We start from the raw sequence: 26,893 nt of genomic DNA on the forward strand, positions 1-26,893 counted from the left end.
AGAAAAAAGATGGAGCGACCCCGGTTTCGGTCTCGTTCATCCGCACCCTAACACTGCAAGGTAAATCGGTTCGAAAATAACCGGGCAACAAAGGAGGATCACGATGAAGCGCATGAACGGGAAGGTTTTGGTCGCAGGTTTGGGTATCAGCATGGCATTCGCAGCGGCCCTTGGCGGATGCGGCACCACCGGTCAGACGACCGCTGCGGTAACGGCGCCCGCGGAGTCCGCCGCGGAGGTTGCGGGCTATGTCCTGATGAGCGTGAACCCCGAGATCGAGATCGCGTACGACGGTGCGGGCGACGTCGTCGAGCTCGAGGGGGTCAACGAAGACGGAAAGAACGTCCTGGCAGATTACGGCAGCTATCAGGGGCGTCCGGTTTACGAGGTCATGGGCGAGCTCGTCCGCGAGATCGATGACGACGGGTACTTTGCCGGCGGTGTCGGCGGACGCGAGAAGAACATCGTCCTGAAGGTCGCCGAGGGCTCGGCCTATCCGAGCGATGACTTCATGGAGCGCATCGCCGAGAGCGTCAAGGTTTCGGCAGGGGAGTGCGGACTTGGCTCGGGTGCCTATGCGGTCGGCACCGATAGGCTCGATGATGATGGCCTGATCGGCATCGAGGCTGCTAAGGAGATCGTGCTCGGCCAGCTCGGCATCGACCCGGCGACCGCGACGTTCCGCGACCACGAGTACGAGCTCGACGATGGCGTGTACGAGCTGGAGTTCGTGGCGGACGGTATCGAGTACGACTACGAGGTCGACGCGCGCACCGGCAAAGTGCTCGAGGCGGATTTCGAGCGCAACGACGACTGGGACGACCGTGACGTGTGGGACGATGACGACCGCGACGACGATCGTTACGATGACGATGATCGTTACGACGACGATGATCGTTACGATGACGATGACGACCGCGACGACTACGACGACCGCGACGACGACGATGACGATCGCGACGACCGCGACGACGACGATGACGACGATCGCTACGACGACTAAACTGCTATAGCCGCTGTGGAAGGGGCCGTTACGACGGCCCCTTCACATGTAAAAATACCCCAGGGGTTTTGTTGCACGGCGGACGATCAAATCGTCCGCCGTGCAACAAAACCCCTGGGGTATTTTTACATGCGGGGCGCTTGACTTTCGATGTGGCCGATTCATACTTGACGGTATCAAACATTGATATGTCAAGGAGTTGCCATGGAGCCATCCCTGCCGTTCGGCTTTTCGCTCACCGATCTGCACATGCAGGTGAGTACGATGTTCCATCTCATGCGCGCGTGCAACCACGACAAGGTCGTGGAGCTCGGCTTGGGCCCCGGCCGCCCGCGTGTCCTGTCCTATCTCGCCGTCTACGGTGCGAGTACCCAGCGCGACATCGCCCGTCACTTCGGCATCGACGCCGCCGCCGTCTCGCGCATGCTCGACGGTCTCGTACGCGATGGGTTCGTGCGCATCGTCCCCGGCCGGGACCGGCGCTGCCGCGTCGTCGAGTTGACCGAGTTCGGCTGCGCGACCCTGTCCACATGGGATCGGTGGTGCGCCGATGTGGACGAGGTGATGCTGGAGGGCTTTTCCGACGAAGAGCGCGCCGCGGTGACCGACATGCTCGACCGCATCTGCGCCAACATGCGCGCCCATTTGGGCAAAAACGTCGTCGATGAAGAAGATACAGTCACGCTCGAGACGGAGGCCGCCCATGAATGAGATCCGCCGCCTGTTGCATTACGTGGGGCCCTATCGCCGCGACGCGGTGCTCGGCATCATCTTCGTGGCGCTCGAGACCTCGCTCGAGCTGCTCATCCCGCTGCTTATGGCCAACATCATCGATGAGGGCGTCGCCAGCGGGGACACCCGCTACATCTTCGAGCAGGGCGCGATCATGCTCGCCCTTGCGCTGTTGTCGCTCGCCCTCGGCTTGGGATACGCGCGCTTCGCATCGCGGCTCGCCACGGGTATCGGCGCCCAGTTGCGCCAAGCCGAATACGAGCGGATCCAGGACTTCGCCTTCGGCAACCTCGACCGCTATCAGACCTCGAGCCTCGTCACCCGCATGACGACCGACATCACCGTGATCCAAAACGCGGTGTCGAGCGGCTTTCGCCCCATGGTGCGCGGTCCGGTGCTGCTCGTCATGGGCTTCATCTACGCGTACGTCATGAACGCCGAGCTCGCCGTGGTCTTCTTCTGCACGATGCCGGTGCTCGCGATCTTCCTCGGCCTCATCACGTGGCGCGTCGCACCGCTCTATCGCGACCTGCAGACGTCCATGGACCATCTGAACCGCGTGGTCCAGGAGGACGTGACCGCCGTGCGCGCCGTCAAGGCCTACGTGCGCGAGGACTACGAGCGCGATGTCTTCCACGGCGTCAACGACGCGCTGGCCAGGATCTCGACCAAGACGTTCTCGACCGCGGTACTCAACCTGCCTGCGTTCAACATCGTCATGTACACCACCACCGTGCTCGTGCTCGCCGTGGGCGGCCACATGGTCATGACCGGCGCCATGGGCGTGGGCATCCTCACCGGCTTCATGAGCTACGTGCTGCAGATCATGAACTCGCTCATGATGATCTCGAACGTGTTTTTGCTGCTCACGCGCGCGCTTACGAGCGTGCGGCGCGTGGGCGAGGTGCTCGACGAGCATCCGCTGATCGCAAGTCCCGACACCGCGACGGCGCTCACCGAGGTTCCGGACGGGTCGGTGGAGTTCGACCACGTGAGCTTCAAGTACAGCGCCGACGCCGAGGAGGACGTGCTCGAGGACGTGAGCCTGTCCATCCCGTCCGGCGCGACCGTGGGCGTGCTCGGCTCGACCGGTTCGGGCAAAAGCTCGCTCGTGCAGCTAATCGCCCGCCTGTACGACGCGACCGCCGGGACGGTCCGCGTGGGCGGCCATGACGTGCGCTCCTACGACCTCGCCGAGCTGCGCGAGGCGGTGGGCGTCGTGCTGCAGAACAACGTGCTGTTCACGGGTACCGTCCGCGAGAACCTGCAGTGGGGTGCCCCGGACGCCACCGACGAGGAGCTGCTGCGCGCCTGCGAGATGGCGTGCGCCGACGAGTTTTTGGACCGCATCGGCGGCCTCGATGGAGACTTGGGCCAAGGCGGCGCCGGCGTATCCGGCGGTCAGAAGCAGCGCCTGTGCATCGCGCGCACGCTGCTCAAGCGTCCGCGCATCCTGATCTTCGACGACTCCACGAGCGCGGTCGACATGGCGACCGAGGCCAAGATCCGCGCTAACCTGGCGAGCATCCCGGACGCGACGGTGATCATCATCGGCCAGCGCATCACGTCGGTCATGGATGCCGATGAGATCTTCGTGCTCGACGACGGGCGTATCCACGCGCACGGCACGCATGACGAGCTGCTCGCGACCGACAGCATCTATCAGGAGATCTATGCGTCGCAGATGGAGCACGCGCAGGAGGCCGCCGCTGCGGGCGCGCTGGCGACCGCGGCGACCGAGGGCACCGCGACGGATGCCGTGCTCGGGGAAGGGGGTGAGCAGCGTGGCTAGAACGACCGCTCAGGCCCGGCCGCAAAACCTGGGCCATACGATCCGCCGCCTGCTGTCCTACATGGGGCATGCGAGGCTCTCGCTGCTCGCGGTGGCCGTGCTCGTGTCCATCGCGGCGCTCGCCAACCTGTGCGGCACCTACATGGTGCGCCCGGTGGTCAACGCCCTGTCCGAGGGGCGCGGGGACGACCTGCCGAAGCTCATCGCGTTCACGGTCGTCGTGTACGTCATCGGCGTGTTCGCGTCGTTCGGCTACACGCAGACGATGGTGCGCGCCGCGCAGAAGGTCGTGTTCGACATCCGACGCGACCTGTTCGCGCATATCCAGAAGCTGCCGCTGTCGTTTTTCGACCGCACCCGTACCGGCGACGTCATGAGCTACTTCACCAACGATGTCGACACCGTCGCCGAGGCGCTCAACAACAGCTTCGCCAACGTCATCCAGGCCTTTATCCAGATGGTCGGCACGCTTATCGTGCTGTTCGTGCTCAACTGGCAGCTCACGCTCATCACGGTGGCATGCAACCTCGTCATCGCGCTGTACGTGCGCTTCTCGGGCGGTCGCAGCAAGATGTTCTTCTCGCGGCAGCAAAACGCGCTCGGTGCGCTCGACGGCTATATCGAGGAGATGGTCGCCGGCCAGAAGGTCGTGAAGGTCTTCAACCACGAGGCGGCCAACGTCCGCGAGTTCACCGACCGCAACGAGGAGCTGCGCCAGGCCGGCGCCTCCGCCCAGGCCTACGCCTTCACGATGGTGCCGACCACCGTGTGCATCGGGTACGTCAACTACACGATCGTGGCCGTCGTGGGTGCGCTGCTCGCCGTGAACGGGATGGCCGATGTGGGCGCGCTGGCGAGCTACCTCGTGTTCGTACGTCAGGCGACGCAGCCCATCAACCAGTTCACGCAGCTCGGCAACTTCCTGCTCAACGCCATGGCCGGCGCGGAGCGCCTGTTCGCCGCCATGGAGATGGAGCCCGAGGTGGACGAGGGCACCGTCAAGCTCGTGCAGACCGGGCGCGACTCGTGGGCCTGGAAGCTGCCCGAGGGCATGGGTGTGGGCGCCTACGGTGCGCTCGTCCGCGTGGCCGACGGCGCGCAGCAGGCTGTCGATGGGGCCGGCGATGCGGACGGCGGGCTTGCCGCGGAGGAGTCCGGCGCCGTGGCGCAGACGACGGCGCTCGGCGTGGACGGCACGGTGCTCGCGACGGGCATGCTGCCGCTGCGCGGCGACGTGCGCTTCCACGATGTCGACTTCGGCTACGTGCCGGGTCGCCTGGTGCTCAAGAAGCTCAACCTATTCGCCAAGCCGGGGCAGAAGATCGCCTTCGTCGGGTCGACGGGCGCCGGCAAGACCACCATCACGAACCTCATCAACCGCTTCTACGATGTGGACGCCGGCGAGATCACCTACGACGGCATCAACGTCAAGAGCATCTCCAAGGCCGACCTGCGCCGTTCGCTCGGCATCGTGCTGCAGGACACGCACCTGTTCACCGGGACGATCGCCGAGAACATCCGCTTCGGCAAGCTCGACGCGACCGATGAGGAGGTGCGGGCGGCCGCCGAGGCGGCGTGCGCCGACTCGTTCATCCGCCGCCTGCCGCAGGGCTACGACACCATAGTGACCTCCGACGGCGCGAATCTCTCCCAAGGCCAGCGGCAGCTGCTCGCCATCGCGCGCGTCGCGGTGGCCGATCCGCCGGTGCTCATCCTGGACGAGGCGACCTCGTCGATCGACACGCGTACCGAGAAGCTCATCGAGCGCGGCATGGACCGCATCATGGAGGGTCGCACGACGTTCATGATCGCCCATCGCCTGTCGACGGTTCGCAACTGCGATGCGATCATCGTGCTCGAGCACGGTCAGATCGTGGAGCGCGGCACCCACGAGCAGCTGCTCGCGCAGCGTGGCGAGTATTGGCAGCTGTATCAGGGATTGAAAGAGCTCGACTGATCCTTACGGCCGGACTGAGGCACGCCACCTCGCCCTTCAATCGTCGGGCGCCGCACGCTAGGCGTGCGCCCTCCTCTTTCAGGGCGATCTGGCGCACCTCAGCCGGCCGTCTCCGTTGCTGCGACAAGAAGGTGCCAGGTACAAACTTGTTGCGACAAGATGGTGCCGGGTACAAACTTGTCGCAAACTTGTCGGGAATATGAAAGCGGGTCACGTTCGGCGATCGACCGAACGTGACCCGCTTGCCTGTGGTGCATTTGCGGCCGGGCGTTACGCCTCGGCGGTTTCGTCCTCGTCCTCGACTTCCAGGCAGGCGATCTCGATGCGGCGCTTGAGCTCGTCGATGCCCAGACCCGTCTGCGACGAGGTCATGATGATGTCCTCGGCCGGCACGTCGAGCTGCTTGCGGATGGTGGCGAGCTGTCGGCCCTGTTGGTTGCGCGAGAGCTTGTCGGCCTTGGTGAGCGCCACCACGAACGGGTAGCCGCCCTCCTGCAAAAACTCGATCATCTGGTGGTCGAGCTTGCTCGGGTCGTGGCGGATGTCCACCAGGGCGACGATCAGGTTGAAACTGCGCTCCATGTCGAGGAAGTCGAAGATGAGGTCGGCCCAGCGCTCGCGCTCGGATTTGCTGCGCTGCGCGAAGCCGTAGCCCGGCAGGTCCACGAAGTGCACGCCGTCGGCCTCGAAGAAGTTCACGTTGCTCGTCTTGCCCGGCGTGCTCGACACCTTGACGAGGTTCTTGCGGTCGAACAGCTTGTTCATGATCGATGACTTGCCGACGTTCGAACGGCCCACGAAGCACACCTCCGGGCAGGTCGACTCGGGGATCTGCGACGTCTTGCCGTAGCTGGCGATGAACTTGGCTTTACGGTAGTTAATGGCGTCTGCCATAGCTGCCTCCTTATCCGATGTCCCAAAAGGGGCCAGGAGTGTTTTGGGACATTACGCGCCCGCGGCGATGCGGCGCACGATGTCGAGCGTGAGCTCGCTGGCGCTGCGGGCGTACTCGTCGAGGTCGAACTCGCGCTCGCAAAAGGCGTCGTAGGCCTCGTCGCAGTTGTCCGAGATCGCGCGGAGCACGAGGCAGTCGATGCCGTTCTTGGCGGCGATGTGCGCCACGGCCGCGCCCTCCATCTCGGCGCAGTCGGCCTGCGTGGCGTCGATGACCGCCTGGCGCAGGGCGTCGCCGGTGATGAAGCGGTCACCGGTGGCGATCGTGCCGCGCAGGTAGCGCAGTTGGTCGGCGTCGCACGCCTCGTCGCCGGCGGCGCTGCGGTAACCGTGGGCGCGCAGGACGTCCTCGGCGATCGCGACGAGGCGCGGGGTCGACGCGAATTCCTCGAGCTCGGGCGCCGATTCGGCGATGAGGGCGGTATCGGTGTCGATGTAGCGCAAACGCTCGCCGATCACGACGTCGGCGATGTGCAGCGCGGGGTTGAGCCCGCCGGCGATGCCGGAGAACACGACCGTGTCGGCGCCGTAGGCCGAGATGAGGTGCTGCGTGGCGGCAGCGGCGTTGACCGTGCCCATCCCTGCGGTGGTGGCGACGATGCGGATGCCTTCGAGCTCGCCGCATGCGATGTCGAGCCCCGCCTCCGCAGTCCTGGATCCGTGCTCCAACACGCTGTAGATCCGGCGCACCTCTTTTTCGAGCGCGCCGATGATGCCGATGGTCCGTGCCATACGCTCTCCTGTCGAATCGTGGTTCGCCCGCCTATTCTAGCAGGCGCCCGACCTACAGCCAGCGCTTGAGCAAAACGAACAGGATGGCGCAGGCGACCGCGGCGATGGCGGCCTGGACGACCTGCACCATCTGGGCGCTCACGACGAGCGCGGACAGCACGCCCATGATGACGCCGGCAACGACCATGATCGCACCGGCGATGCGCTGGGCGTGGTACTGCTCGCCGAGCACGGGCTCATCCTCCGGCGCGTTGATGGTGCGGATCGCGAGCAGGACGCCGGCGACCAAAAAGATCGCCGGTACGCCGAGCACCTGGAGGTTGAGCGAGCCGGTCAGTGATTCGACCGGAGCCCCGGCGCCCTGTGCGCCCATGATCCAGCCGATCGTGCCGCCGAGGACGACGAGCGATTGGAGGATGCACGCGGCGGTCATGACGGTACGCTCGCCGATCGAGCCTCCGAGGAAGGGGACGCGTGCGTCGCCGGCGCGACGCGCGCCGAACAGCAGCACGGCACCGAGCAGCACGCCGAGCGCGGGTACGACGATCATCTCGAATTTGGATCCCCAACGGTCGATGCCCTCGGCACCCCAGTGCGCGGGGACGGTGTCGGGCAGCGAACCCCACGTTGCCGCAAGCGCGATGGCGGGGGCGAGCATGAGGGCGATGCAGAGCACCGTGAGCGGGAGGGGAAACGGCTTGTCGGTATCGGAAGCGGTCATATCGGCTCCTCGTCGGCGATTGTCCATTGCTTTCCATGATACCGTTCGACGGCAACATCCGCCTGCACGTCCCGTGTCCCAAAAAGGGCCAGGAGAAAATCGGGACATCAGGGCATCCGTCACCCTTTCGACAGGGTCGGCCACGCGCACAACCCTTCATCCCGGCGACCTCCAGAGCGATCTCCTGCAAGCGCAGGCACCGCATGCGGCAAGACCGAGAGCCCCTCCCAGACATTCCGCAGCCCAAAGGGCGAGGACGTCTGGGAGGGGCTCTTCGCTTCGCGGCCGGTCTGGTCGACCCGCGTTACAGGTACTCGATCTGGGCGCCCTCCGTGTCGCAGGTGAGGATGTGCGTCTCGCAGGCGGGGAAGCTCTCCTGCAGGCGCACCTGCAAAAACTTGGCCACGATGGTGTCGTCGGTCACGGCCATGAGCGTGGAGCCCGAGCCCGAGATCCACAGCGTCTTGGCGCCGCCCTCGAGGCACACGCGACGGATGTCGTCGTAGTCCGGGATGAGCGGGCGACGGTAGGGCTCCTGCAGGCGGTCGTCGTTGGAGGCCGCGATGAGGTCGGCGTCGCCGGTCTCAAGTCCCCGCGTCATGCCGGCGATGCGGCCCATCTGCCACACGGCCGAAGACAGTGGCACCTCCTGCGGCACCACCTTGCGCGCCTCGCTCGTGTGGACCTCGTAGGGCGGGATGATCGTGATGAAGCGCAACCGGTCGGAGACCTCGTAGCGCAGACAGCGCGGCAGGTCACCTTCGGGCGTGAACGAACACACGGCGCCGCCGAGGATCGCGGGCGCGACGTTGTCGGGATGTCCCTCGACCGCGGTGGCGATGCGGACGAGCTCGGCGCGGTCGACCATGTGGCCCGTGAGCGCGGCTGCCGCCATGATGCCGGCGACCACGCAGGTGGAACTCGAACCCAGGCCGCGCGCGACCGGCACCTCGGTGGCGATGTCGATGGCGACGGGGAAGGGCTCCTCACCCCACTCGCGCAGGGCGTCGACGAACGAGACGTAGACGAGGTTGTCCTCGTTGCGGAACTCCTCGGGGCAGCCGGTGATGGTGAGCGCCTCGGCGCGCTCGAAGGTGAAATGCGAGTAGAGGCTCACCGCCATGCCGAGCGTGTCATAGCCGATGCCCAGGTTGGCGCTGGTGGCGGGGACGGTGATCTTGATCATGGGGGATTCTCCTCTCGGGCGGCTACCGCATGCCTCCGTCCGGCGCTCGGACAGTCCTGCGCAAGACGGAGAGCCCACTGGGCTCTCCTTTGCGTGCGGAACTCGCGGCGGACGGAGGCATGCGGTAGCCTGTGGGATCCGTCGGCCTCATCAGGCCACCAGCGCGAACCTGAGGGTGTTCGTCTCTGGGACCACGGGGCGGGGAGGGAAGATGGCGCGTTTTCGGCTAGGGCCGAAAACGCCCAGTAAAAGGGGTCGGGGACGGCGGGGCCGTCCCCGACGGGGTCTACAGACGAGACGCGGCGTTCTCCACGTAGGCGGACATGGCGTCGATGTCCACCACGTCGGTGTGCAGGACGGGCTTTTCCTGCAGTTCGGCGAGCTGGGCCGGGGGTGTGGTGCCCGTGGCCTTGGCGAGCACGTCCATGCAGGCGAAGTCGTCCGGCGGGCAGAACAGGCCGAGCGCGCCGGCGACGGCACGCGGGAACTTGTAGGGGCTCGCCGTGGACAGCAGCACGCGCGCGGCGGTGCCGGGGGCGGCGGGCAGCTGCTCGAGCACATGGTAGCCGCAGGCGGTGTGCGGGTCGATCACGTAGGCGTTGTCGTCCCAGCAGCGGCGGATGGCAGCCGCCACCTCGTCCTCGTCGGCCCAACCGCAGCCGAAGACCTCGCGGATGCGCGCGAGCATGTCGTCGGGCACGGCGTAGGCGCCCTCGTTCGCCAGGCGCGCCATGAGGTCGGCCACCAGCTCGCAGTCGCCGTCGGCGGCGTAGTACAGCAGGCGCTCGAGGTTGGACGAGATGAGGATGTCCATGGAGGGTGACGTGGTGGTGTAGAACGGCCGGTCACGGTCGTAGGTGCCGGTCGTCAGGAAGTCGAACAGGACGTTGTTCTTGTCGCTCGCCACGACGAGGCGGCTGACGGGCAGGCCCATGCGGCGGGCGTAGTAGCCGGCCAGGATGTCGCCGAAGTTGCCGGTGGGCACGCAGAACTCCACGGCGTCGCCGGCCTGGATCGCGCCGGCGCGCAACAGCTGCGCATACGCGGCGAAGTAGTAGACGACCTGGGGCACGAGGCGCCCCACGTTGATGGAGTTGGCGCTCGAGAGCATGACGCCGTGCTCGGCCAGACGCGCCGCGAGCTCGCGGTCGGCGAAGATCCGCTTGACCGCGCTTTGCGCGTCGTCGAAGTTGCCGCGGACGCCGCAGACGGCGACGTTGGCGCCCTCCTGCGTGGACATCTGCAGATTCTGCACGCGACTGACCTTGCCCTCGGGATAGAACACGGTGATGCCGCAGCCGGGCGCGTCGGCAAAGCCGGCCAGCGCCGCCTTGCCCGTGTCGCCGGAGGTCGCCGTGACGATCATGATGCGTTCGTCGGTGGTGCCGGCGTCACCCGTGCGGGCCATGAGGCGCGGCAGCATCTGCAGGGCGACGTCCTTGAACGCGCTCGTGGGACCGCCGAACAGCTCGAGCACGAAGGTGGGCGCGCCGTCGGCACCGGGCGCCTTCGCGAGGGGGACGAGCGGGGTGACCTCCGTACTCGCGAACGTACCCGTGTAGGCCTCCGCGACGCAGGCGGCGATCTCGTCGGCGGTGTAGTCGGGCAACAGGGCCGCGAGCACCTCGCGGGCGAGCTCGTGGTAGCCCTTGTCGGCGAGCGTCTCGATGTCGATGGTGACGTCGCCCAGCGCATCCGATACGAATAGACCGCCGTCGTCGGCGATACCGCGGCGAATCGCCTGTTTGGCGGTGCACGTTATATCCCGAGAACGCGTGCTGTGATACAGGCCCATCGGGTTCCCCCTTTACCGAACGAAAGTGTGTCGTGGGGATATGGTAGCAGAGGCGTATCGGATCGTGCTGTCCGCATGCTGTTTTATGCACCCGATACCAGCTTCGCCACACGGGACGTTTTCCGTTTGGAAACAAACGGGCCCCCGATCGCCCCGATTTTGCCGCGCGGCCGAAAAGCCTAGTACACTTGCACCTACTAAAGTGAATCCTGCTGTCTGTTCCCGAAGTCGCGCGCCCGAGCCGCGCGCGACGAGGGCGCGGTCGGCGGGCGGGGGAAGGTACAACGACTTATGATCAAGGTAGCCAAGTTCGGCGGCTCGTCGGTCGCCGATGCCGAGCATTTCAGGAAGATCAAGGCGATCGTCGACGCCGATCCGGCGCGCCGCTTTATCGTCGTGTCGGCGTGCGGTAGGCGCTGCGACGGCGACGCGAAGGTCACCGACCTACTGTATCTGGTGAACGCGCACGTCAAATACCGCGTCTCGTGTGACGACCTGCTCGACGACATCGCCCAGCGCTACTTCGACATCGCCGACGACCTGGGGCTCGCCTATCCCATCCGCGAGGAGTTCGCCGCCTTCGCCGAGCGTGCGCGCTCGGGCGGCTACAGCACCGAGGAGCTCGTCAGCCGCGGCGAGTACTTCACCGCGCGCCTGATGGCCGAGTACCTGGGCCTGCCGTTTTTGGATGCGGCCGACGTCGTCGCGTTCCATCACGACGGCACCCTGTCCATGACGCGCACCGACGAGCTCATCGACGAGCGCGCCCCGCAGGGCGGCTTCGTGATGCCGGGCTTCTACGGTGCCACGCGCGAGGGCCGCATCTGCCTGCTCGATCGCGGCGGCGGCGACATCTCCGGCTCGATTCTGGCCAAGTGCCTGGGCGCCGATCTGTACGAGAACTGGACGGACGTCTCGGGCTTCTACTCCGCCGACCCGCGTATCGTGCCCGACGCCCAGCCCATCGAGCGCATCACCTACGAGGAGCTGCGCGAGCTGTCCTACATGGGCGCCTCCGTCCTGCACGAGGAGGCCATCTTCCCGGTGCGCGAGGCGGGGATCCCGCTCGTCATCAAGAACACCAACGCGCCGGCCGATCCCGGCACGATCATCTCGGAGCATCCCAAGAAGGGCGAGAGCGAGCCGATCATCACCGGCGTGTCCGGCAAGCGCGGCTTTCTGGCCATCAACGTGGCGCGCGACCGCACCACGAGCCGCATCGGCTTCATGCGCCGCGCCCTGTCGGTGTTCGAGCGCTACAACGTGAGCGTCGAGCACATGCCCACCGGCGTGGACCAGTTCGCGGCCGTCGTGCAGGCCGAGGACGTGCACGACTCGCTCTACTCGCTCATCGCCGACATCCAGGACGAGGTCAAGCCGCTCGAGATCGAGGTCGTCGAGGACCTGGCGCTCATCGCCACCGTCGGCCGCAACCTGCACGGCCGCGCCGGCGTGGCCGGCCACCTGTTCGGCATGCTCGGTCAGGCCGGCGTGAGCGTACGCATGATCACGCAGGGCTGCGACGAGATCAACATCATCGTGGGCGTGGAGGAGAAAGACTTCGAGACCGCGATCCGCACGATCTACAAGGCGTTCTCGGACGAGAATGGCATCGTGGAGACCTCCGAGCTCGAGCCGACCCCGCAGCCGTTCTAGCCGACCCCCGATGCGCGATCACGTCGGACGCATCGTCGCATCGACCGATGTCACCTACGGAAGGAGACCGCAATGAAGCAGTACACCGTCGCCATCCTGGGCGCCACGGGCGCCGTGGGCACGCAGATGATCCAGTGCCTCGAGGAGCAGAACTTCCCGGTCGGTGAGCTCCGCCTGCTGGCGAGTGCGCGTTCGGCCGGAAAGAAGGTCGCCTTCGCGGGCGGCGAGGTGACGATCCAGGAGGCCCGTCCCGAGGCGTTCGCCGGGTGTGACATCGTGCTGGGCGCGGTGGAAGACGACCTTGCCCGCGAGCTGCTGCCGAAGGCCGTCGAGGCCGGTGCGATCGTGGTCGACAACAGCCATGCCTTCCGCTTGGATCCGGATGTGCCGCTGGTCGTCCCCGAGATCAACGGCGAGGACGTCGCGTGGCACCACGGCATCATCTCCAATCCCAACTGCGCGACGATCATCGGACTCGTGCCCACGTGGCCGTTGCACAAGATCGCCGGCGTGACGCGCATGGTCGTGTCGACCTATCAGGCCGCGAGCGGCGCCGGTGCTCCGGGCATGGCCGACCTCGAGGCCGAGATCGCCGCCATGGGCAAAGGCGAGCCCCTGCCCGCGCCGCGTACGTTCGCCGCACAGCTCGCGAGCAACCTCATCCCGCAGATCGGCGGCTTCGACCCCGAGGGCTACACCTCCGAGGAGATGAAGCTGCAAAACGAGGGCCGCAAGATCATGCACCTGCCCGAGCTCCGCGTGAACTGCACCTGCGTGCGCGTACCCGTGCTGCGCTCGCATTCCGAGAGCATCACCCTCGAGTTCGAGCGGGACATCACGCTCGACGAGGCGCGTGCCGCGCTCGAGGCCGCGCCGGGCGTCAAGCTCGTGGACGATCGCGCGGCCGCGAGCGCCCACGACCGCTTCCCGATGCCGATCGACACCTCCGACCAGGACCTCATCTGGGTCGGCCGCCTGCGCCGCGACATCTCCAACCCGCATGCGGCGCGCGGCATCACCTTCTGGTGCTGCGGCGACCAGATCAGGAAGGGTGCCGCCACGAATGCGGTGCAGATCGCGAAGCTGCTGACGGAGTAATTCCCCTCGGCTGAGCCCCGGCATCTCGCCCCGCGCAGGTCTTCGGCCCTTGGCCTGCGGAATGTGCGCGGATCGAGATGCCGGGGCCCAGCTTTGCAATCGACTCCGTCGGCAGCTTTGCGAGCTGCTTGCGCGCGGAGGCTCCCTTGGCCTCGGGCGGAGAGGTAAGATGGTGCGCGGCCGTGCGGCCGCGCTTTTTTATACTGTTTCGGTGCACGGTAACGCGGGAAGGGGAGTTGCGCTCGATGTCTTTGGCCACGACGATGCCGATCATGATCACGCAGGTGGTCGCCATGTTCATCATGATGATGGTGGGCGGCGTGCTCTTCCGGTGCAAGATCGTCGACAACGCGGGTTCCGCGCAGCTGGCGAGCGTGGCGCTGTACGTCGCGACGCCCGCGGTCATCGTGCAGTCGCTCGCCGGCACCTTCAGCCCCGACAAGCTCATGGCGGGCATCGCCTGCGCGGTGCTCTCCGCCCTGCTCACCGTCCTGTCGGCGTTCGTGGCGTGGCTCGTGTTCCGCGATCGGCGGCGCATCGCCCAACTTGGCGTCATGATCTCCAATATGGGCTTCATGGGCATCCCGCTCGTGCAGAACGTGGTGGGCGAGCAGTACGTGTTCTACATCTCGGCCTGTATCGCGGCGCAGGTGCCGCTGCTGTGGACCTATGGTCTGTGGCTCGCCTCGCAGGACATGTCGACCATCTCGCCCAAGCGCATCGCGACCAATCCCTCGATCCTCGCCGTGGCGGTGGGCATCGTGCTGTTCCTCTGCTCGATCGACCTGTCCGGCGTGATCCAGGTTACCGCGCAGGACCTGGGCAACCTCAACACCGGCCTGGCGATGCTCGTGCTGGGGACCTATCTTGCCCAGACGGATTTCCGCAGCCTGCTCAAGGACGCCAACTTGTATGTTGCCAGCGCGCTGCGCCTGGTGGTCGTGCCGGTCATCATGATCGCCCTGCTCGTGTTCGTGCCGCTCGATACGACCGTCAAACTCGTGGTGGTCATCGCCGCCTCGGCGCCCTGCGGGACGGTGGCGGGGATGTTCCCCCAGATGTTCGGCGGCGACTATCGCTTCGGGGCGGGATTGGTCTCGCTGTCCACGCTGCTGTCGCTCGCGATCATGCCGCTCGTCCTCGCCGCGGCTCTCGTGCTGTTCGCGTAGGCGCGCGGCCGCGGAGGCCGTCGTTCTGCCCGGATGAACTCCGAGTTCCGCGCTTCGCCTGCTGCTGCGGCTACTCCACGCTCTTGAGCGCCTCGATCATGTCGATGCGGTTGAGCGTACGGTTGGTGATGAGGTTCACGACCAGTGCGAACACGAGCGGCAGCACCGCGGCGAGCACGTAGCTCACGGGCGTCACGGTGGTCAGGAAGCTGATCGAGGGCATCTTGAGCGCATGCAGCAGCACATCGCCCAGCACGTAGCCGAACGGCAGGCCGCACGCGATGCCGATCATCGTGAGGATGATCGTCTCCTTGTTCACGTAGTGGTGCACCTCGCGTGGGCGGAAGCCGAGCACCTTGATGGTCGCGAGCTCGCGTTCGCGCTCCGAGATGTTCGTCGTGGACAGCGTGAACAGCACCGCGAAGGCGAGGGCGGCCGCCATGCCGAGCACGATGGCCACGACGGCGTTGATGAGCATGAACGACTGCGAGAAGTCGTCGGCGAGCTCGCTGGTGCTCGTCACGGACAGGAAGCGCGAGTCGTTCGAGAGCTCGTCGGTGAGCGCGGCCTCGTCATCGTCGGCGGCGCAGCGGACCAGCATGCCGTTGGCCTCGAAGGTGCCGTCGTCGGTAAGCGCGCTCGCCCGGTCGCCGAAAGCCTCGAGGTAGGCGGTCCGACTCATGTAGATGTAGTTGCCCAGGAAGTTGCGTGCGACGGAGGCGACCTCGACCGTCGCCTGCTCGAGCTCGGAGTCTTGCACCTCGACGCTGTCGCCCGCATCGAACCCGAGCACCTCGGCGGCGTTTTGCGTGATCACGGCGCCGTGGTCGGGCAGATCGAGGCTCGCCTGCGTCTCACGGTCGGTGATGCTGATGAAGCGCGACAGCCTATCGCTCGTCGCGTACTCGTCGGGCAGGACGATGAGCTGCACGCTTTCCTCACCGTCCGCGAACTTGAGCGTCGTGGAGTCGATGTAGATGCGCACGAGCTCCTCCACGCGCGCGTCGCCACCGAGCTCCTCGGCGGTCGCGTCGTGCTCGTCGGATTCGGTCACCGCCATGAGGTCGTAGTGGGCGATGCGCTCGTACTGCTCGGGCACGAGCTCGGCGACGGAGTCCTTGATGGCAAATCCGCAGACGATGAGGGCCGTGCAGCCGAGGATGCCCGCGACCGTCATGAAGAAGCGCCGCTTGTAACGGAACAGGTTGCGCGCCGTGACCTTGTTGAGGAAGGACAACCGGCGCCAGATGGCGGGGATTCGCTCGAGCAGGATGCGCGAACCGGATTTGGGTGCCTTGGGGCGCATGAGCTCGGCGGGTGTGCGACGGACCTCGGAACGGCAGGCGAGGTAGGCCGTCCCGCCGATCGCCACGATGAAGATCGCCATGCCGCCGAAGCCGCGCAGCGGCTCGAACGCGAAGGCGTAGCCCGGCAGCAGGTACATGATGTCGAAGATGGTGAAGATGAACGCCGGCAGGGCGATGAAGCCCAAGAACAGGCCGACCACGCCGCCGCCTGCGCACGCGGACAGCGCGTAGACGAGGTACTTGGCGTAGATCTCGCTGTTACGGTAGCCGAGCGCCTTGTACGTGCCGATCAGCCCGCGCTCCTCCTCGACGAGACGCGTGATGGTGGTGAGCGACACGAGCACCGCGACCACGAGGAACACGATGGGGAACAGCGTGCCGATGGCCTCGATGGAGTCGGCGTCGCTCGAGATGGACGAGTAGCTGGACAGCGACGAGCGCGTCTGCACGTACCAGGTGGCGGCGTCGATGTCGTCGATCTCGGCCTGCGCGTCGGCGAGCTCGGCTTCGGCCTCGGCGAACTGTTCGTCGGCCTCGGCGCGGCCCTCCTCCCATTCGGCGAGGCCGTCTTGGTACTCCGCAAGGCCGTCCTCGTATTCGGCGCGCCCTTGATCGAGCTCGGCTTGCGCATCGATGAGCTGGGCACGGGCGTCGGCGAGCTGGGCTTCCGCGTCCTCGAGCTGGGCGCGTGCCGCGGAAAGCTGCTCGTTGAGCTGGGCATATGCGGTCTTGCGCCCCGACGCCATCTGGGCGTCGAGCGTCGCCTGCGCGGAGACGCGCTGCTCGGCGATCGTCTGGTCGAGTGTGTTCAGGGCGACGGCGTACTCGTGATCGAGGCGGGCGTCGAGCGTCGCCTGCGCGTCGGCGCGCTGCTCGTCGATCTGATCCTCGAGCGTATCGAGGGCGGCGGCGTATTCGGAGGCGAGGTGCTCCTCGAGCTGTTCTGTCGCCTGCTCGCGGCTCGTCTCGATCTGGGCGTCGACCTCGTCGAGCGCCTCGTCGTAGGCGGCTGCGAGCTGCTCGTCGAGCGTCGCCTGCGCCTTCTCGCGCTCGGCCTCGATCTGCTCGTCAGCCTCCGCGTAGGCCGCCTCGATCATGGCTTCGAGCTGCGCCAACGGCTCGCGGAGCGGCGCGGCCTGCTCCTCGAGAGCCTCCACCTGCGCGGTCAGGGCCTCCTCGCCGCCGAGCGCGTCGACCTCGTCGATGATGGGCTGCAGCTCCGCCTTCCGTGCGTCGAGATCCTCGATGAGGGCGGCGTTTTCGGGGTCGTCGGGGTCGAGGGCTGCGAGTTGCTCGTCGATGGTGAGGATCTCCTGCTCGGCCCCCCGGTACGTCTCGATGGTCTCTCGGAGGTTCCCGAGCTGCTCGTCGATCGGGGCGAGCGTTCCGGCGAGCTCATCGCGCTTGGCGATGACGCCGTTCGCCTCGAGCTCTTCCTCCACCGCGGCGTATGCTTTCTCGCGCGCGGCCTCGATCTGTTCGCCCAGCTCGGCCTCGGCATCTTCACGCTCAGCGGCGAAGCGCTCATCGAGCGCGGCGACTGCCTTGTCGCGTGCGGCCTCGATCTGTTCGTCCAGCTCGGCTTGCGCTTCCTCACGCGCCGCGGCGAAGCGCGCGTCGATCTGCGCGAGTCCCTGTCGGTAGCCGTCGGCGATGCCGGCGTCCAGCTCGGCTTGCGCCTGCGTGCGCGCGAGCGCGAACTGCTTTTCGAGTTCGACGAGACCCTCCTGGCGGCCCGATGCGATCTGGCTGTCGAGCAGCGCCTGTCCTTCGCTCAGCGCGTCGGCGAGCGTCCGCTCCACCTCGGCACGGCCGTCGATGGCACCCTGCTCGTAGTCGTCCCAGCCGTCAGCGAGCTCCGCCTCGCCCGAGGCGATCTCGTCCCAGCCGTCATCGATTTCGGCCTGGCCGTCGGCGAGTTCGGTTTCGGCGTCGGCGAGTTCGGCCGCCGCGTCATCGAGTTCGGCCTTGCCGTCCGCGAGCTCTGCCTCGGCGTCGGCGCGTTCGGCCTCGTACTCGGCACGCGCGTCGTCCAGCTCGGCCTGGGCCTCGCCCTTGACGGCGAGGGTTCGCGCGTCCTCGCGGTCGGCGCGGATCTCGTCCTCGATGCGGTCGACGACCGCGTCGACGCACGCGGTGTAGGCGTCGGAATAGGTTGCCAGGTCCGCGGCGCCCTCGACCGTCAGGTAGGCGACCGTGTAGGTGTCGGTGTCGACGGCGTCCGTGGTGACCATGAACGTGTAGTCCGAGCTCGAGCTCGAACGGAACGAGAGCTCGGGATTCGAGACGTCCACGGCGTCGGTGACGATCGCGCTGATGCGGTAGGGATGCCGCACGAACACGGCCTCTTCCTCATCCTCGGCCTCGTCGATCTCGACGACATCGCCGATCCCCAGGCCGCTCGCGTCGATGAACTTCTGCGTGACGGCCACCTCGTCGGCGTTCGCGGGCAGCGTGCCCTCGATCACATACGGCTCGTTGATGCCGCTATCCGAGATGGCCTTCACCTCGACCGTGGCACGCGCGCCGTCCAGATCGAGATAGGTCGCCTCGCTCCAGCCTCCCTCGGCCGACTCGACGCCCTCGACGCCGGCGAGGGCAGCGATGTCGTCATCGTCCAGTCCGAGCGTGGAGAGCACCTGGATATCGAAGAGCCGCCGGTCGTCGAAGAAGCGGTCGGCGGCGTCGCGCAGGTCGGTGCAGGAGGCGCGCAAGCCGCAGAACATGGCGACGCCGAGCGCGCAGATCACCGCGATCGACACGAAGCGCTTGAGGTTGTTGCGCACCGTGCGCGCTATGTCCGAGCGATACGCCGAGGCCATGTCCATCCCTTACCATTCGATGTCCGCGATGGGGGTGGGGGAGGGGTTCAGGGTCATCTCGGTTACGCGGCCGCTCTTGAAGCGGATCAGGCGGTCGGCCATGGGCGCGAGCGCCGAGTTGTGGGTGATGATGATGACCGTGATGCCGTCGCGGCGGCAGGTGTCCTGGAGCAGCTGCAGAATCTGCTTGCCTGTCTGGTAGTCGAGGGCGCCCGTGGGCTCGTCGCACAGCAGCAGCTTGGGGTTCTTGGCGAGCGCGCGGGCGATGGCGACGCGCTGTTGCTCGCCGCCGGAAAGCTGGGCGGGGAAGTTATCCATGCGCTCGCCGAGACCGACGTTGCGCAGGGTGCTCGCCGCGTCGAGCGAGTCGGGGCAGATCTGGGCTGCGAGCTCGACGTTCTCCAGGGCGGTGAGGTTGGGCACGAGGTTGTAGAACTGGAAGACGAAGCCGACGTCGGCGCGACGGTACTCGACGAGCTCGGCGTCGCTCGCGCCCGAGATGTCGCGGCCGTCCACGCGCACCGTGCCGGCGGTGGCGGTATCCATGCCGCCCAAGATGTTCAGGGCGGTCGTCTTGCCGGCGCCCGACGCGCCTAAGATCACCGCGAGTTCGCCGCGCTCGACGGCGAAGGTCGCGCCGTCGAGCGCGTGGATCTCGGCGTTGCCCTCTCCGTAGACCTTGAGGACATCGGTGAATTCGATATAGGACATGAGGGTCGACGCTCCCCACATTACTCGACATCGTGTTGTCTAATACGCAGTATAGTGAAAGCGGACAGAGCCGACGAGGTCCGCTCGACACTCGCGCCGGAATTGTCGAGTGACGTCGCGCGGGCGCGGGGCTCGGCGAGGGCGTGGGGCGGCTCGCCGCGGAAGGGAGCAGCCGATGAAAAAACAGCCGCAGGTCACCGAGCAGACGCGCGCCAACCTGACCCAAGCGTTTTGGGAGCTGTACCTGGAGCGTCCCATCGAGAAGATCACCGTGCGCGAGATCGCCGAGCGCGCCGGCTACAACCGCGCGACGTTCTACCTGTACTTCCGCGATGTGTACGACCTGTTCGAGCAGTTGGAGGACGAGATCCTGTCGCAGGTCCGCGTGCTGGTCGACAACCGTCTGCTCGCGGGCGACACGCTCGATTTCTCCTGCCACATGGGATTCATCGTGGGGCTGGCGCAGCGCTTCGACGGTTACATGCCGCGCCTGATCGCCAGCGACCCGTCGTTCGGCGAGCGCTTGAAGCAGATCATCGCGCCGCTGCTCGACCGCTTCATCATCCGCGATGCCGGGCTCTCCGAGCCCGAGCAGGAGGTCGTACGCGAGTTCTACCTGTCCGGCCTGCTCGGCGCGATCAGCGCCTGGCTGTCCGCGCCGGGTTCCATGTCCATCAACCGCCTGATCGAGCTCATCGTGGCCGTCGTCTTGTAATGTCCCAAAAGGGGCCAGGAGAATTTTGGGACATGCTGGCGCCTGCGTCTTCCGTTACGCGCGGCGCGGCCAGCGGGCGGGGTCGAGTGCCGCGGTCAGCTCATCTGCGGTGCAAGGGCGCGTCCCGTCGCCGCCGTAGCGCGCGAGGCATACGGCGCGCATAACGCACTCGATTTCCGCGGCACACGTGGGCGCGCAGGCTGCCGCGGCACGCGCGATGTCCTCCTCGGTTGCCGACGGGCCCCACGTGGCGCCGAGTCGCCGCGCCCGGATCCGCACCTCCGTCCAGGCTGCCTCGGCGGCGCGCCGCGGATGCGTCTCGGCGCGGGTGATCGCGCGCATGCGCGCCGCATGACGCGCGCGGCGGATCGCGAACGGCGAGGCGACGAGGAGCGCCACGGCTCCGATCGGTGCGACGACGGGCAGTACGCGCTCCGTCGCGAACCGCGCAGCAGCGGCGAGCCATCCGGCGCTCGGCGTGTCCGAAGCGGCGCTCGGCTGACCAGCAGGGTCGCTTGCCCCTCCTTCGTCTTCATCGTCCGTCTGTTCCCGCTCGGCCTGCCGTTCGTCGTCGGCCGTCTGTCGCGGACCATCCGTGGCCTCGTCGGGCTCGTCGTCGGAGTTGTTTGTCTGTCCCGTGCCCGATGCCCGACCGGGCGTCACGTCGATCGGCAGCCAATCCACATCGAACAGGTACACCTCGGTCCAGACGTGCAGGTCGCGGTTGGTCGCCAGATAGGAGCCGTCCTGAGCCTGACCGTCGCCTGCGCGGTAGCCCAGCACCAGGCGAGAGGGGACCCCGAGCGAGCGGCCGAGCACGGCCGCGGCCGAGGCGAAGTGCAGGCAGTAGCCCCGCCCGCTCTCCAAAAAATCGCCGACGACCTGCATGTTGTCCCGTCCGTCGCCGTCGGGGGCCTCCAGATCGTACACGAACCGGTCGTCCTCGAAATACGCCAGTAAAAACGCCAGGGCGGCGCGCTCGTCCGCAAGGGTCTCGCAGGTCTCTCCGACGCCCGCCTCGTGTGCGCGATCGACGACGGCCTGGACGGCCGCCGGGAGGTCGCCCGGAAGCGCGAGGCAGCGTTCCCGCGCGGTGCGGTCCGCGTCGCCGCCATCGTCGACGTGCTGCGTCAAGGTGCGCGCGTCGATGTCCAGTGCCTCGTCGAGCGCATCGACGCTGCCGATCGGTTCCACATACCCCGCCGTTACCGTGTACAGCTGGCCGCGGTACGTGGACGAATCCGTACCGCTCACCGTGCCCGCGTCGTTCCAGCTCCAATCGCCTTCCGGCTCGGCATCGTCGGTGCGCGTCGAGACCGCACCGATGGGCACGGGCGCAAAGCGCGACGTGAGGCCGTCCACGCTGATCGTCGCCTCGATGCGGTGGGCTGTGCCCACGCCGCTCCGGCCGCCGTCTGCCACCGCCGCCTCAAGGGGCGTGGGCCGCGGGTTGTCGCCGGGGAGTGCGGGGCTGGCTGCCGGTGCTCCGCCGAACAGCGTGTCCAGGCTCCAGGAGCCTGCGTCCGTATCCGACGCGGCAAGCAACCAGGTGTCGTCGGAAAGGTTGTCGAGCACGGCGAGCTTAAGGTAGAGGGGTTCGTTCGAATCGGTCCAGTACGTGACCGCGGTCGTCGTCTGCGCGCGTATCAGGTCGCGCTTGAGATCCATCACGGACTCACCGACGACGCGGATAGGACGTTGGACTGCAGGCCGAAATCGATCGGAATCGCTTGGGATGCGACGGTCGCGCGCGGTGCGAGCGCGCAGGCGCACCACGAGATGACGGCGCAGGCGATGAGCGCGGGCACGCGGCGGACGAGGGCACGGGCGATGATCCGAGCGAGCGCGGGGCGGTCCGCACGCGCGTCGTGCCCGCCGGGCTCCGCCGTGCCGATGCCTAACGCGAGCAGCGCCAGACCGCTCGCCAGGATCACGGCGAGCTCGAACGGCCGCCCCGGCGTCCCGAGGAAGCAAAAGCGCGTAGCGGACAGTGCGAGCGGAAGGCACGCGAGCAGGGCGCGAGCGCGCCGGGAGGCCATGAGCGCCATGAGGAGCAGGGCGAGCGGCGCGGCGGCGAGCGTGAGGGCGGCGTCGGACACCGCGCTCACATGCACGGGCACCCATTGGCCGAAGTACAGTTCCTCGATGCCGCGGACGAGCACGGGTATGACCCAGCCCAAGCCGCCCCCGTGCGCGTCGATGCCGGGTGAGGTCAGGCTGGCGTGCGGGGCGAATACGTCGATGCCGGTCTGCGTGAGGAGCAGGGAAGCCGCAGCGGTGATGCAGGTGATGGCGATGAGCAGGCCGACGCCCACAAGCGCCGCGGCCCGCCCGATACCACGGCGAAGGCCGGGGATCCAGCGCGCGACGGTTGCCGCCGTCGCGGCCATGGCGAGCACGGCGGCGCCCACCACCTGCCAGGATGAAGGATCGATGAGCGCGGTGGCGCTGCGCACGGTGAGCGCGATCAAGCCCAGGCAGCATATCCAGGACAGGGCGTCGCTCACGCCGTCGGGGTTCGGGAGCGGGGGCGTTCTCGGTATCGCGTCGCGTCGCGGTGCGATCTTCTCCGCGGTTTCGCGCCGCCCGGGGGCATCGGTGCGGTGTCGTGGGCTTTGCGCGACGAGCACTGTCAGGGCACGCCCTTCGGGCAGCTCATGCAGGGCGCGGGCGAGCGGCGTGTCCTGCGCGCCGGCGACCAGGACGATCGGCGCGGTGTCGGCGCGGCTACCCAGGCGTGCCTGGCGGGCGATGGTCGCCGCTCGAGCGCGGGCGGCGTGCGCCGCATCGGGATCGCTCGCGGGTTCCGCTTGCAGGGAGGCGAGCAAGCGCATGGCCTCCTGTTCGCCCGATGCGCAGGTGATCCCGTCGCAGACCCGCACCGTGCCGCGGGCGCCGCGCAGGCTCGAGATGCGCGCGAAGGCGTCTGCGGCCTCCTCGGCGGTCGCGTCGATGTCGCCGGGTGCCGCGACGTCGAGGGCGATCAGGGGAAGGACGCGCTCGGTCCGTTCCTGCTCGAACGACATGAGCGTGTCATGGTGGGCTGTGGCCTTCCAAGAGACGGCGCGCAGCGGGTCGCCCTGCTCGTAGGGACGCACGAGGGTCGAGGAGCGTTCGCGCTGCGCCGTGAGGGCGAAGGGCGACCAGTTCGCCAGCAGGTCTTGCAGGGCGCGGCTCGGTCGCGGGCGTGCCTTGGGCGGCACCCAGAGCTCCCGGCGCTCCGCCAGCGTTCGGCGCGCTACCCACAAGCCGAAGACGTCGCGGCAGGTGATCGTCGTCTCGAGGGAGCGGTACAGGCCGCGCTCGCGGGGCTGCCGGCCGCACTCGAGCGTGCGCACGATCCTGCCGCGCTGGTCGACCTGCTCCCAGACGGTCGTGCTTTGGACCGCCGGCGCCGCGATGAGGTCGAGCGCGACGGCGGCGAGGCGGCGGGCGGCGCCTGCATCCGTCGCCTCGGCGGCGCCGGTCGTCGCAGGCGCCCTTCTTGCCGCAAATCGGCCGGCAAGCGCGCTGGCAAGTGCCGCCACCAGGGCGAACGCGCAGGCAAGCGATCCCGCCACGAGAGCTTCTGACGCCGTTTGGGAGCCCAGCAGCAGGCACGCTGCACCCACGACGAGTACGGCGAGGGCGCGCGGCGTCGGGCGAAGGGGGATGGGGCGCCGGTGCGCACGCGGTCCGCCGCCTTCCTTGCCGTGGCGTCGCGCGGCGACGGGCCTTGCATCACGCTGGGTTGTGCCGTTCGGCGCGCTTCGGGCGCGCGTGGCTGCCATGGTCGCTCACTATCGCGCCTTGGGGGCGGGCACGCCGGAGATGATGCGCTCGAGCTCGCGCTGCTGCGCCTTGATGCCCGCCGCCTGCACCGAGGGGTCTGCGAAGACGATGCGATGGGAGAGCACGGCGGGCGCCATGGCGCGGATGTCTCCCGGAAAGACCGCGTCGCGGCCGTCGAGCATCGCGCGGACGCGGCTCATGGCGAGCAGGGCGAGTCCGGCGCGCGGCGATGCCCCCAGGCGCGTGAGCCGGCTCGTGCGCGTGGCGGTCAGGAGCGCCACCGCGTATGCCGCCACGCGGGGGTCGACGTGCACTCGCGCCGCCGTGCGCGTGACAGCGGCGAGGTCACCCGCGTCGCAGACGGGCTTAAGCGTTGCGAGCGGCTCGGTGCCGCTCGGGGCCATGAGCATGCGCGCCTCGGCGCGTGCGTCGGGGTACCCCAGGCTGATGCGGCACATAAAGCGGTCGAGCTGGGCTTCGGGCAGCGGGTAGGTCCCCTCCATCTCGACGGGGTTCTGCGTGGCGATGACGGCGAAGGGGCGTGGCAGATCGTAGGTCACGCCGTCTACGGTAACGCGCCGCTCCTCCATCGCCTCGAGCAGCGCAGACTGGGTCTTGGGGTTGGCGCGGTTGATCTCGTCGGCCAGCACGATCTGCGCGAACAGGGGGCCGCGGTAGAACGTGAAGCCCTTCGCCTGCGGATCGAAGACCGAGACGCCCGTGATATCGGAGGGGAGCATGTCGGGGGTGAACTGGATGCGCGCGGTGGTTCCCCGAATCGCGCGGGCAAGTGCACGGGCGAGCGTGGTCTTACCGATGCCAGGCACGTCCTCGAGCAGCAGATGGCCGCCCGCCGTGAGCGTCATGACGGCGAGCTCGACGGTTGTGCGGCTGCACGAGAGCGTGCGGTCGAGGGCGTCGATGATGGCGAGGGCGATCGTGTGGGCGGTGCGTGCAGATTCGGCCATGGCAGCTCCTTCACGCGTGTGTGCTCCATGCAGCTCAAGCATAGCATTCGCCGCAGCGACTTGGGCTGCGGCGCGAATGTCCCAAAAGGGACCAGTGTCCCAAAAGGGGCCGGGAGTATTTTGGGACACGCCTGGGACGAAGTCGCCTCTCCCTTATGTCCCACAGCAGCTCTTCAGCAGATGTGGCGAAACCCCGCAGGGCGCGCAGACGGCTTGCCGCGGGCCGTCCGCGCGCTAGACTGGTGCCGACCGGATCGCGGCGCAACGACCGCGCGGACAGAAAGGTACGCACCATGACCGAACAGACCGATCGGGCGGTACAGGGGCTCATCGATTTCATCGGGCACAGCCCCAGCATGTTCCACACCGTGGCGACGATTCGCGCGCGTCTCGATGCTGCGGGCTTCACCTATCTGCCCGAGGGGGCGGCGTGGTCCATGGAGCCGGGCGGAAGCTATTACACGCAGCGCAACGGCTCGAGCGTCATCGCCTGGCATGTCGGCCGCGACCTGCCCGACGACGGGTTCCATTTCCAGATCACGGCGTCGCACGCCGATTCGCCCGCCTTCAAGCTCAAGGCCGTCTCCGAGCTCGAAGGTCCCGCGTCGTACCTGCGCCTCGATATCGAGGCGTACGGCAGCATGATCGACTACACCTGGTTCGACCGGCCGCTGTCGCTCGCCGGCCGCGTCATGGTGCGCGACGAGGACGGCGTGAAGAGTCGTCTGGTCGCCCTCGACCGCGACGTCGCCCTCATCCCGAGCCTGGCCATCCATATGGATCGCAGTGTGAACGACCGGTTCTCGCCCAACCGCGCGGTCGATCTGTGTCCGCTGTTCTCGGCGGGCGAGCTTTCGCGCGGGGCGGTGGACGCGCTGGTCGCCGAGGAGCTCGGCGTGGCGCCCGAGCAGGTCCTTGCCCGCGACCTGTTCCTCGTCAATCGGCAGCGGCCGCAGCGCTGGGGCACGGTCGGTGAGTTCGTCTCGTCGCCCAAGCTCGACGACCTCATGTGCGCCTACACCGCGCTCGAGGCCTTCTTGGCGAGCGGCAACGAGCGCGACATATCGGTGTATGTGTGCTTCGACAACGAGGAAGTCGGCTCGCACACCAAGCAGGGCGCCGGCTCGACGCTGTTGCGCGACACGCTCGAGCGCATCAACGGCCGCATCGGCCGCACGCCCGAGAGCCTGGTTCGCGCGCTCGCCTCGTCGATGCTCGTGAGCTGCGATAACGCGCATGCGATCCATCCCAACCATCCCGAGAAGGCCGACGAGGCCAACGATCCGCGCCTGAACCGCGGCATCGTGATCAAGGAGGCGGCGAACCAGCACTACTGCACCGACGCCTTCTCGCGTGCGGTGTTCTCGGCGGTGCTCGACGACGCGGGCCTGCCGTACCAGACGTTCGCCAACCGCAGCGACATGGCAGGTGGCTCCACGCTCGGCAACATCTCCAACGCACACGTGAGCATGCACGCGATCGACGTGGGCTGCCCGCAGCTCGCCATGCATTCGAGCTACGAGACGGCCGGCGCGTACGACGTTCAGCTGGTCATCGACGCGCTCACCGCGTTCTACAATGCCGATATACAAATCGACGGCGCGGAAGCTGCGGTTATCGCGTAAGTTGATTCATGCATTTTGAGCGTAGAGGGTTGGTTTTATATTCAGATTCCCGCGGCGTTACAAAAACGGGCACTTTCTAGTTTTCCGAGTGCCTCTGTTGCCAAGTTTTGGGGTCCGGTCGCCTCGTGTTCGGCAGGATGGCATGATGTCGTCCTGTAGTTGAATATAGAACTACATAC

At 67.3% G+C, this 26,893-nt stretch carries 19 protein-coding genes; 9 read left to right on the forward strand and 10 right to left on the reverse strand.

Translation table 11 applies throughout. The features are described 5' to 3' along the window. Positions 1-103: 103 nt before the first annotated feature. The 4 genes from I6E04_RS05560 to I6E04_RS05575 all read left to right on the forward strand — a co-directional run bounded on the left by I6E04_RS05560 (position 104) and on the right by I6E04_RS05575 (position 5,484). On the forward strand, positions 104-1,003 hold the full coding sequence (locus tag I6E04_RS05560) for a PepSY domain-containing protein (protein WP_235422205.1): 900 nt from the start codon (positions 104-106) through the stop codon (positions 1,001-1,003). Between the two features lie 204 nt (positions 1,004-1,207). Further along, entirely contained in the window at positions 1,208-1,714 is a 507-nt protein-coding gene (locus tag I6E04_RS05565) for a MarR family winged helix-turn-helix transcriptional regulator (protein ID WP_235422206.1), read from the forward strand. Continuing rightward, positions 1,707-3,527: an ABC transporter ATP-binding protein gene (locus I6E04_RS05570; RefSeq protein ID WP_235422207.1), complete on the forward strand. Its 1,821-nt coding sequence runs from the start codon at positions 1,707-1,709 to the stop codon at positions 3,525-3,527. Before I6E04_RS05565 ends, I6E04_RS05570 begins: the two co-directional genes overlap by 8 nt. Further along, complete coding sequence (locus I6E04_RS05575) at positions 3,520-5,484, forward strand: ABC transporter ATP-binding protein (RefSeq protein ID WP_419179992.1); 1,965 nt, start codon at positions 3,520-3,522, stop codon at positions 5,482-5,484. Before I6E04_RS05570 ends, I6E04_RS05575 begins: the two co-directional genes overlap by 8 nt. 270 nt (positions 5,485-5,754) lie before the next feature. On the opposite strand, the gene yihA is transcribed toward I6E04_RS05575, so the two are convergent. The 5 genes from yihA to thrC form a co-directional block, all read right to left on the reverse strand. Beyond that, positions 5,755-6,378, reverse strand: a complete 624-nt coding sequence (gene yihA, locus I6E04_RS05580; RefSeq protein ID WP_235422209.1) for a ribosome biogenesis GTP-binding protein YihA/YsxC — start codon at positions 6,376-6,378, stop codon at positions 5,755-5,757. A gap of 51 nt (positions 6,379-6,429) precedes the next feature. After that, a complete protein-coding gene (gene mtnN, locus I6E04_RS05585) occupies positions 6,430-7,170 on the reverse strand; it encodes a 5'-methylthioadenosine/S-adenosylhomocysteine nucleosidase (protein WP_235422210.1) in 741 nt (246 codons plus the stop codon). 52 nt (positions 7,171-7,222) lie between these two features. Then, complete coding sequence (locus I6E04_RS05590; protein ID WP_235422211.1) at positions 7,223-7,891, reverse strand: DUF1648 domain-containing protein; 669 nt, start codon at positions 7,889-7,891, stop codon at positions 7,223-7,225. 304 nt (positions 7,892-8,195) lie between these two features. After that, the gene (gene thrB / locus I6E04_RS05595; RefSeq protein ID WP_235422212.1) at positions 8,196-9,077 is read right to left on the reverse strand and encodes a homoserine kinase; all 882 of its coding nucleotides are present in this window, start codon (positions 9,075-9,077) and stop codon (positions 8,196-8,198) included. 286 nt (positions 9,078-9,363) lie between these two features. Next, entirely contained in the window at positions 9,364-10,872 is a 1,509-nt protein-coding gene (gene thrC / locus I6E04_RS05600) for a threonine synthase (protein ID WP_235422213.1), read from the reverse strand. A 291-nt stretch (positions 10,873-11,163) separates the two neighbouring features. On the opposite strand from thrC, the gene I6E04_RS05605 reads away from it, so the two are divergent. The 3 genes from I6E04_RS05605 to I6E04_RS05615 all read left to right on the forward strand — a co-directional run bounded on the left by I6E04_RS05605 (position 11,164) and on the right by I6E04_RS05615 (position 14,795). Next, positions 11,164-12,528 (forward strand): aspartate kinase, encoded by a 1,365-nt coding sequence (locus I6E04_RS05605; protein WP_235422214.1) that lies wholly within the window; start codon positions 11,164-11,166, stop codon positions 12,526-12,528. Positions 12,529-12,600: 72 nt separating this feature from the next. After that, a complete protein-coding gene (locus I6E04_RS05610; protein ID WP_235422215.1) occupies positions 12,601-13,626 on the forward strand; it encodes an aspartate-semialdehyde dehydrogenase in 1,026 nt (341 codons plus the stop codon). A gap of 245 nt (positions 13,627-13,871) precedes the next feature. Continuing rightward, positions 13,872-14,795: an AEC family transporter gene (locus I6E04_RS05615; RefSeq protein WP_235422216.1), complete on the forward strand. Its 924-nt coding sequence runs from the start codon at positions 13,872-13,874 to the stop codon at positions 14,793-14,795. Between the two features lie 70 nt (positions 14,796-14,865). Here I6E04_RS05615 and I6E04_RS05620 read toward each other — a convergent pair whose 3' ends face one another. After that, positions 14,866-18,924, reverse strand: a complete 4,059-nt coding sequence (locus tag I6E04_RS05620) for an FtsX-like permease family protein (RefSeq protein ID WP_235422217.1) — start codon at positions 18,922-18,924, stop codon at positions 14,866-14,868. Positions 18,925-18,933: 9 nt separating this feature from the next. After that, the gene (locus tag I6E04_RS05625; RefSeq protein WP_235422218.1) at positions 18,934-19,635 is read right to left on the reverse strand and encodes an ABC transporter ATP-binding protein; all 702 of its coding nucleotides are present in this window, start codon (positions 19,633-19,635) and stop codon (positions 18,934-18,936) included. Positions 19,636-19,810: 175 nt separating this feature from the next. On the opposite strand from I6E04_RS05625, the gene I6E04_RS05630 reads away from it, so the two are divergent. Next, positions 19,811-20,350 (forward strand): TetR/AcrR family transcriptional regulator, encoded by a 540-nt coding sequence (locus tag I6E04_RS05630; protein ID WP_235422219.1) that lies wholly within the window; start codon positions 19,811-19,813, stop codon positions 20,348-20,350. A gap of 54 nt (positions 20,351-20,404) precedes the next feature. Here the strand turns inward: I6E04_RS05630 and I6E04_RS05635 are convergent, their stop codons facing one another. The 3 genes from I6E04_RS05635 to I6E04_RS05645 are packed head-to-tail and all read right to left on the reverse strand — an operon-like array spanning position 20,405 to position 25,089. Beyond that, the gene (locus tag I6E04_RS05635) at positions 20,405-22,018 is read right to left on the reverse strand and encodes a DUF3488 and transglutaminase-like domain-containing protein (RefSeq protein ID WP_235422220.1); all 1,614 of its coding nucleotides are present in this window, start codon (positions 22,016-22,018) and stop codon (positions 20,405-20,407) included. Further along, a complete protein-coding gene (locus tag I6E04_RS05640; RefSeq protein ID WP_235422221.1) occupies positions 22,018-24,120 on the reverse strand; it encodes a DUF58 domain-containing protein in 2,103 nt (700 codons plus the stop codon). The genes I6E04_RS05635 and I6E04_RS05640 overlap by 1 nt, the downstream gene beginning before the upstream one ends. A gap of 9 nt (positions 24,121-24,129) precedes the next feature. Continuing rightward, entirely contained in the window at positions 24,130-25,089 is a 960-nt protein-coding gene (locus I6E04_RS05645) for an AAA family ATPase (RefSeq protein WP_235422222.1), read from the reverse strand. A gap of 293 nt (positions 25,090-25,382) precedes the next feature. Here I6E04_RS05645 and I6E04_RS05650 point away from each other — a divergent pair, with 293 nt between their 5' ends. Continuing rightward, the gene (locus I6E04_RS05650; protein ID WP_235422223.1) at positions 25,383-26,714 is read left to right on the forward strand and encodes a M18 family aminopeptidase; all 1,332 of its coding nucleotides are present in this window, start codon (positions 25,383-25,385) and stop codon (positions 26,712-26,714) included. Positions 26,715-26,893: the final 179 nt, after the last annotated feature.

The sequence above is a fragment of the Collinsella tanakaei genome (assembly GCF_021531055.1).
Lineage (GTDB): Bacteria > Actinomycetota > Coriobacteriia > Coriobacteriales > Coriobacteriaceae > Collinsella > Collinsella tanakaei_B.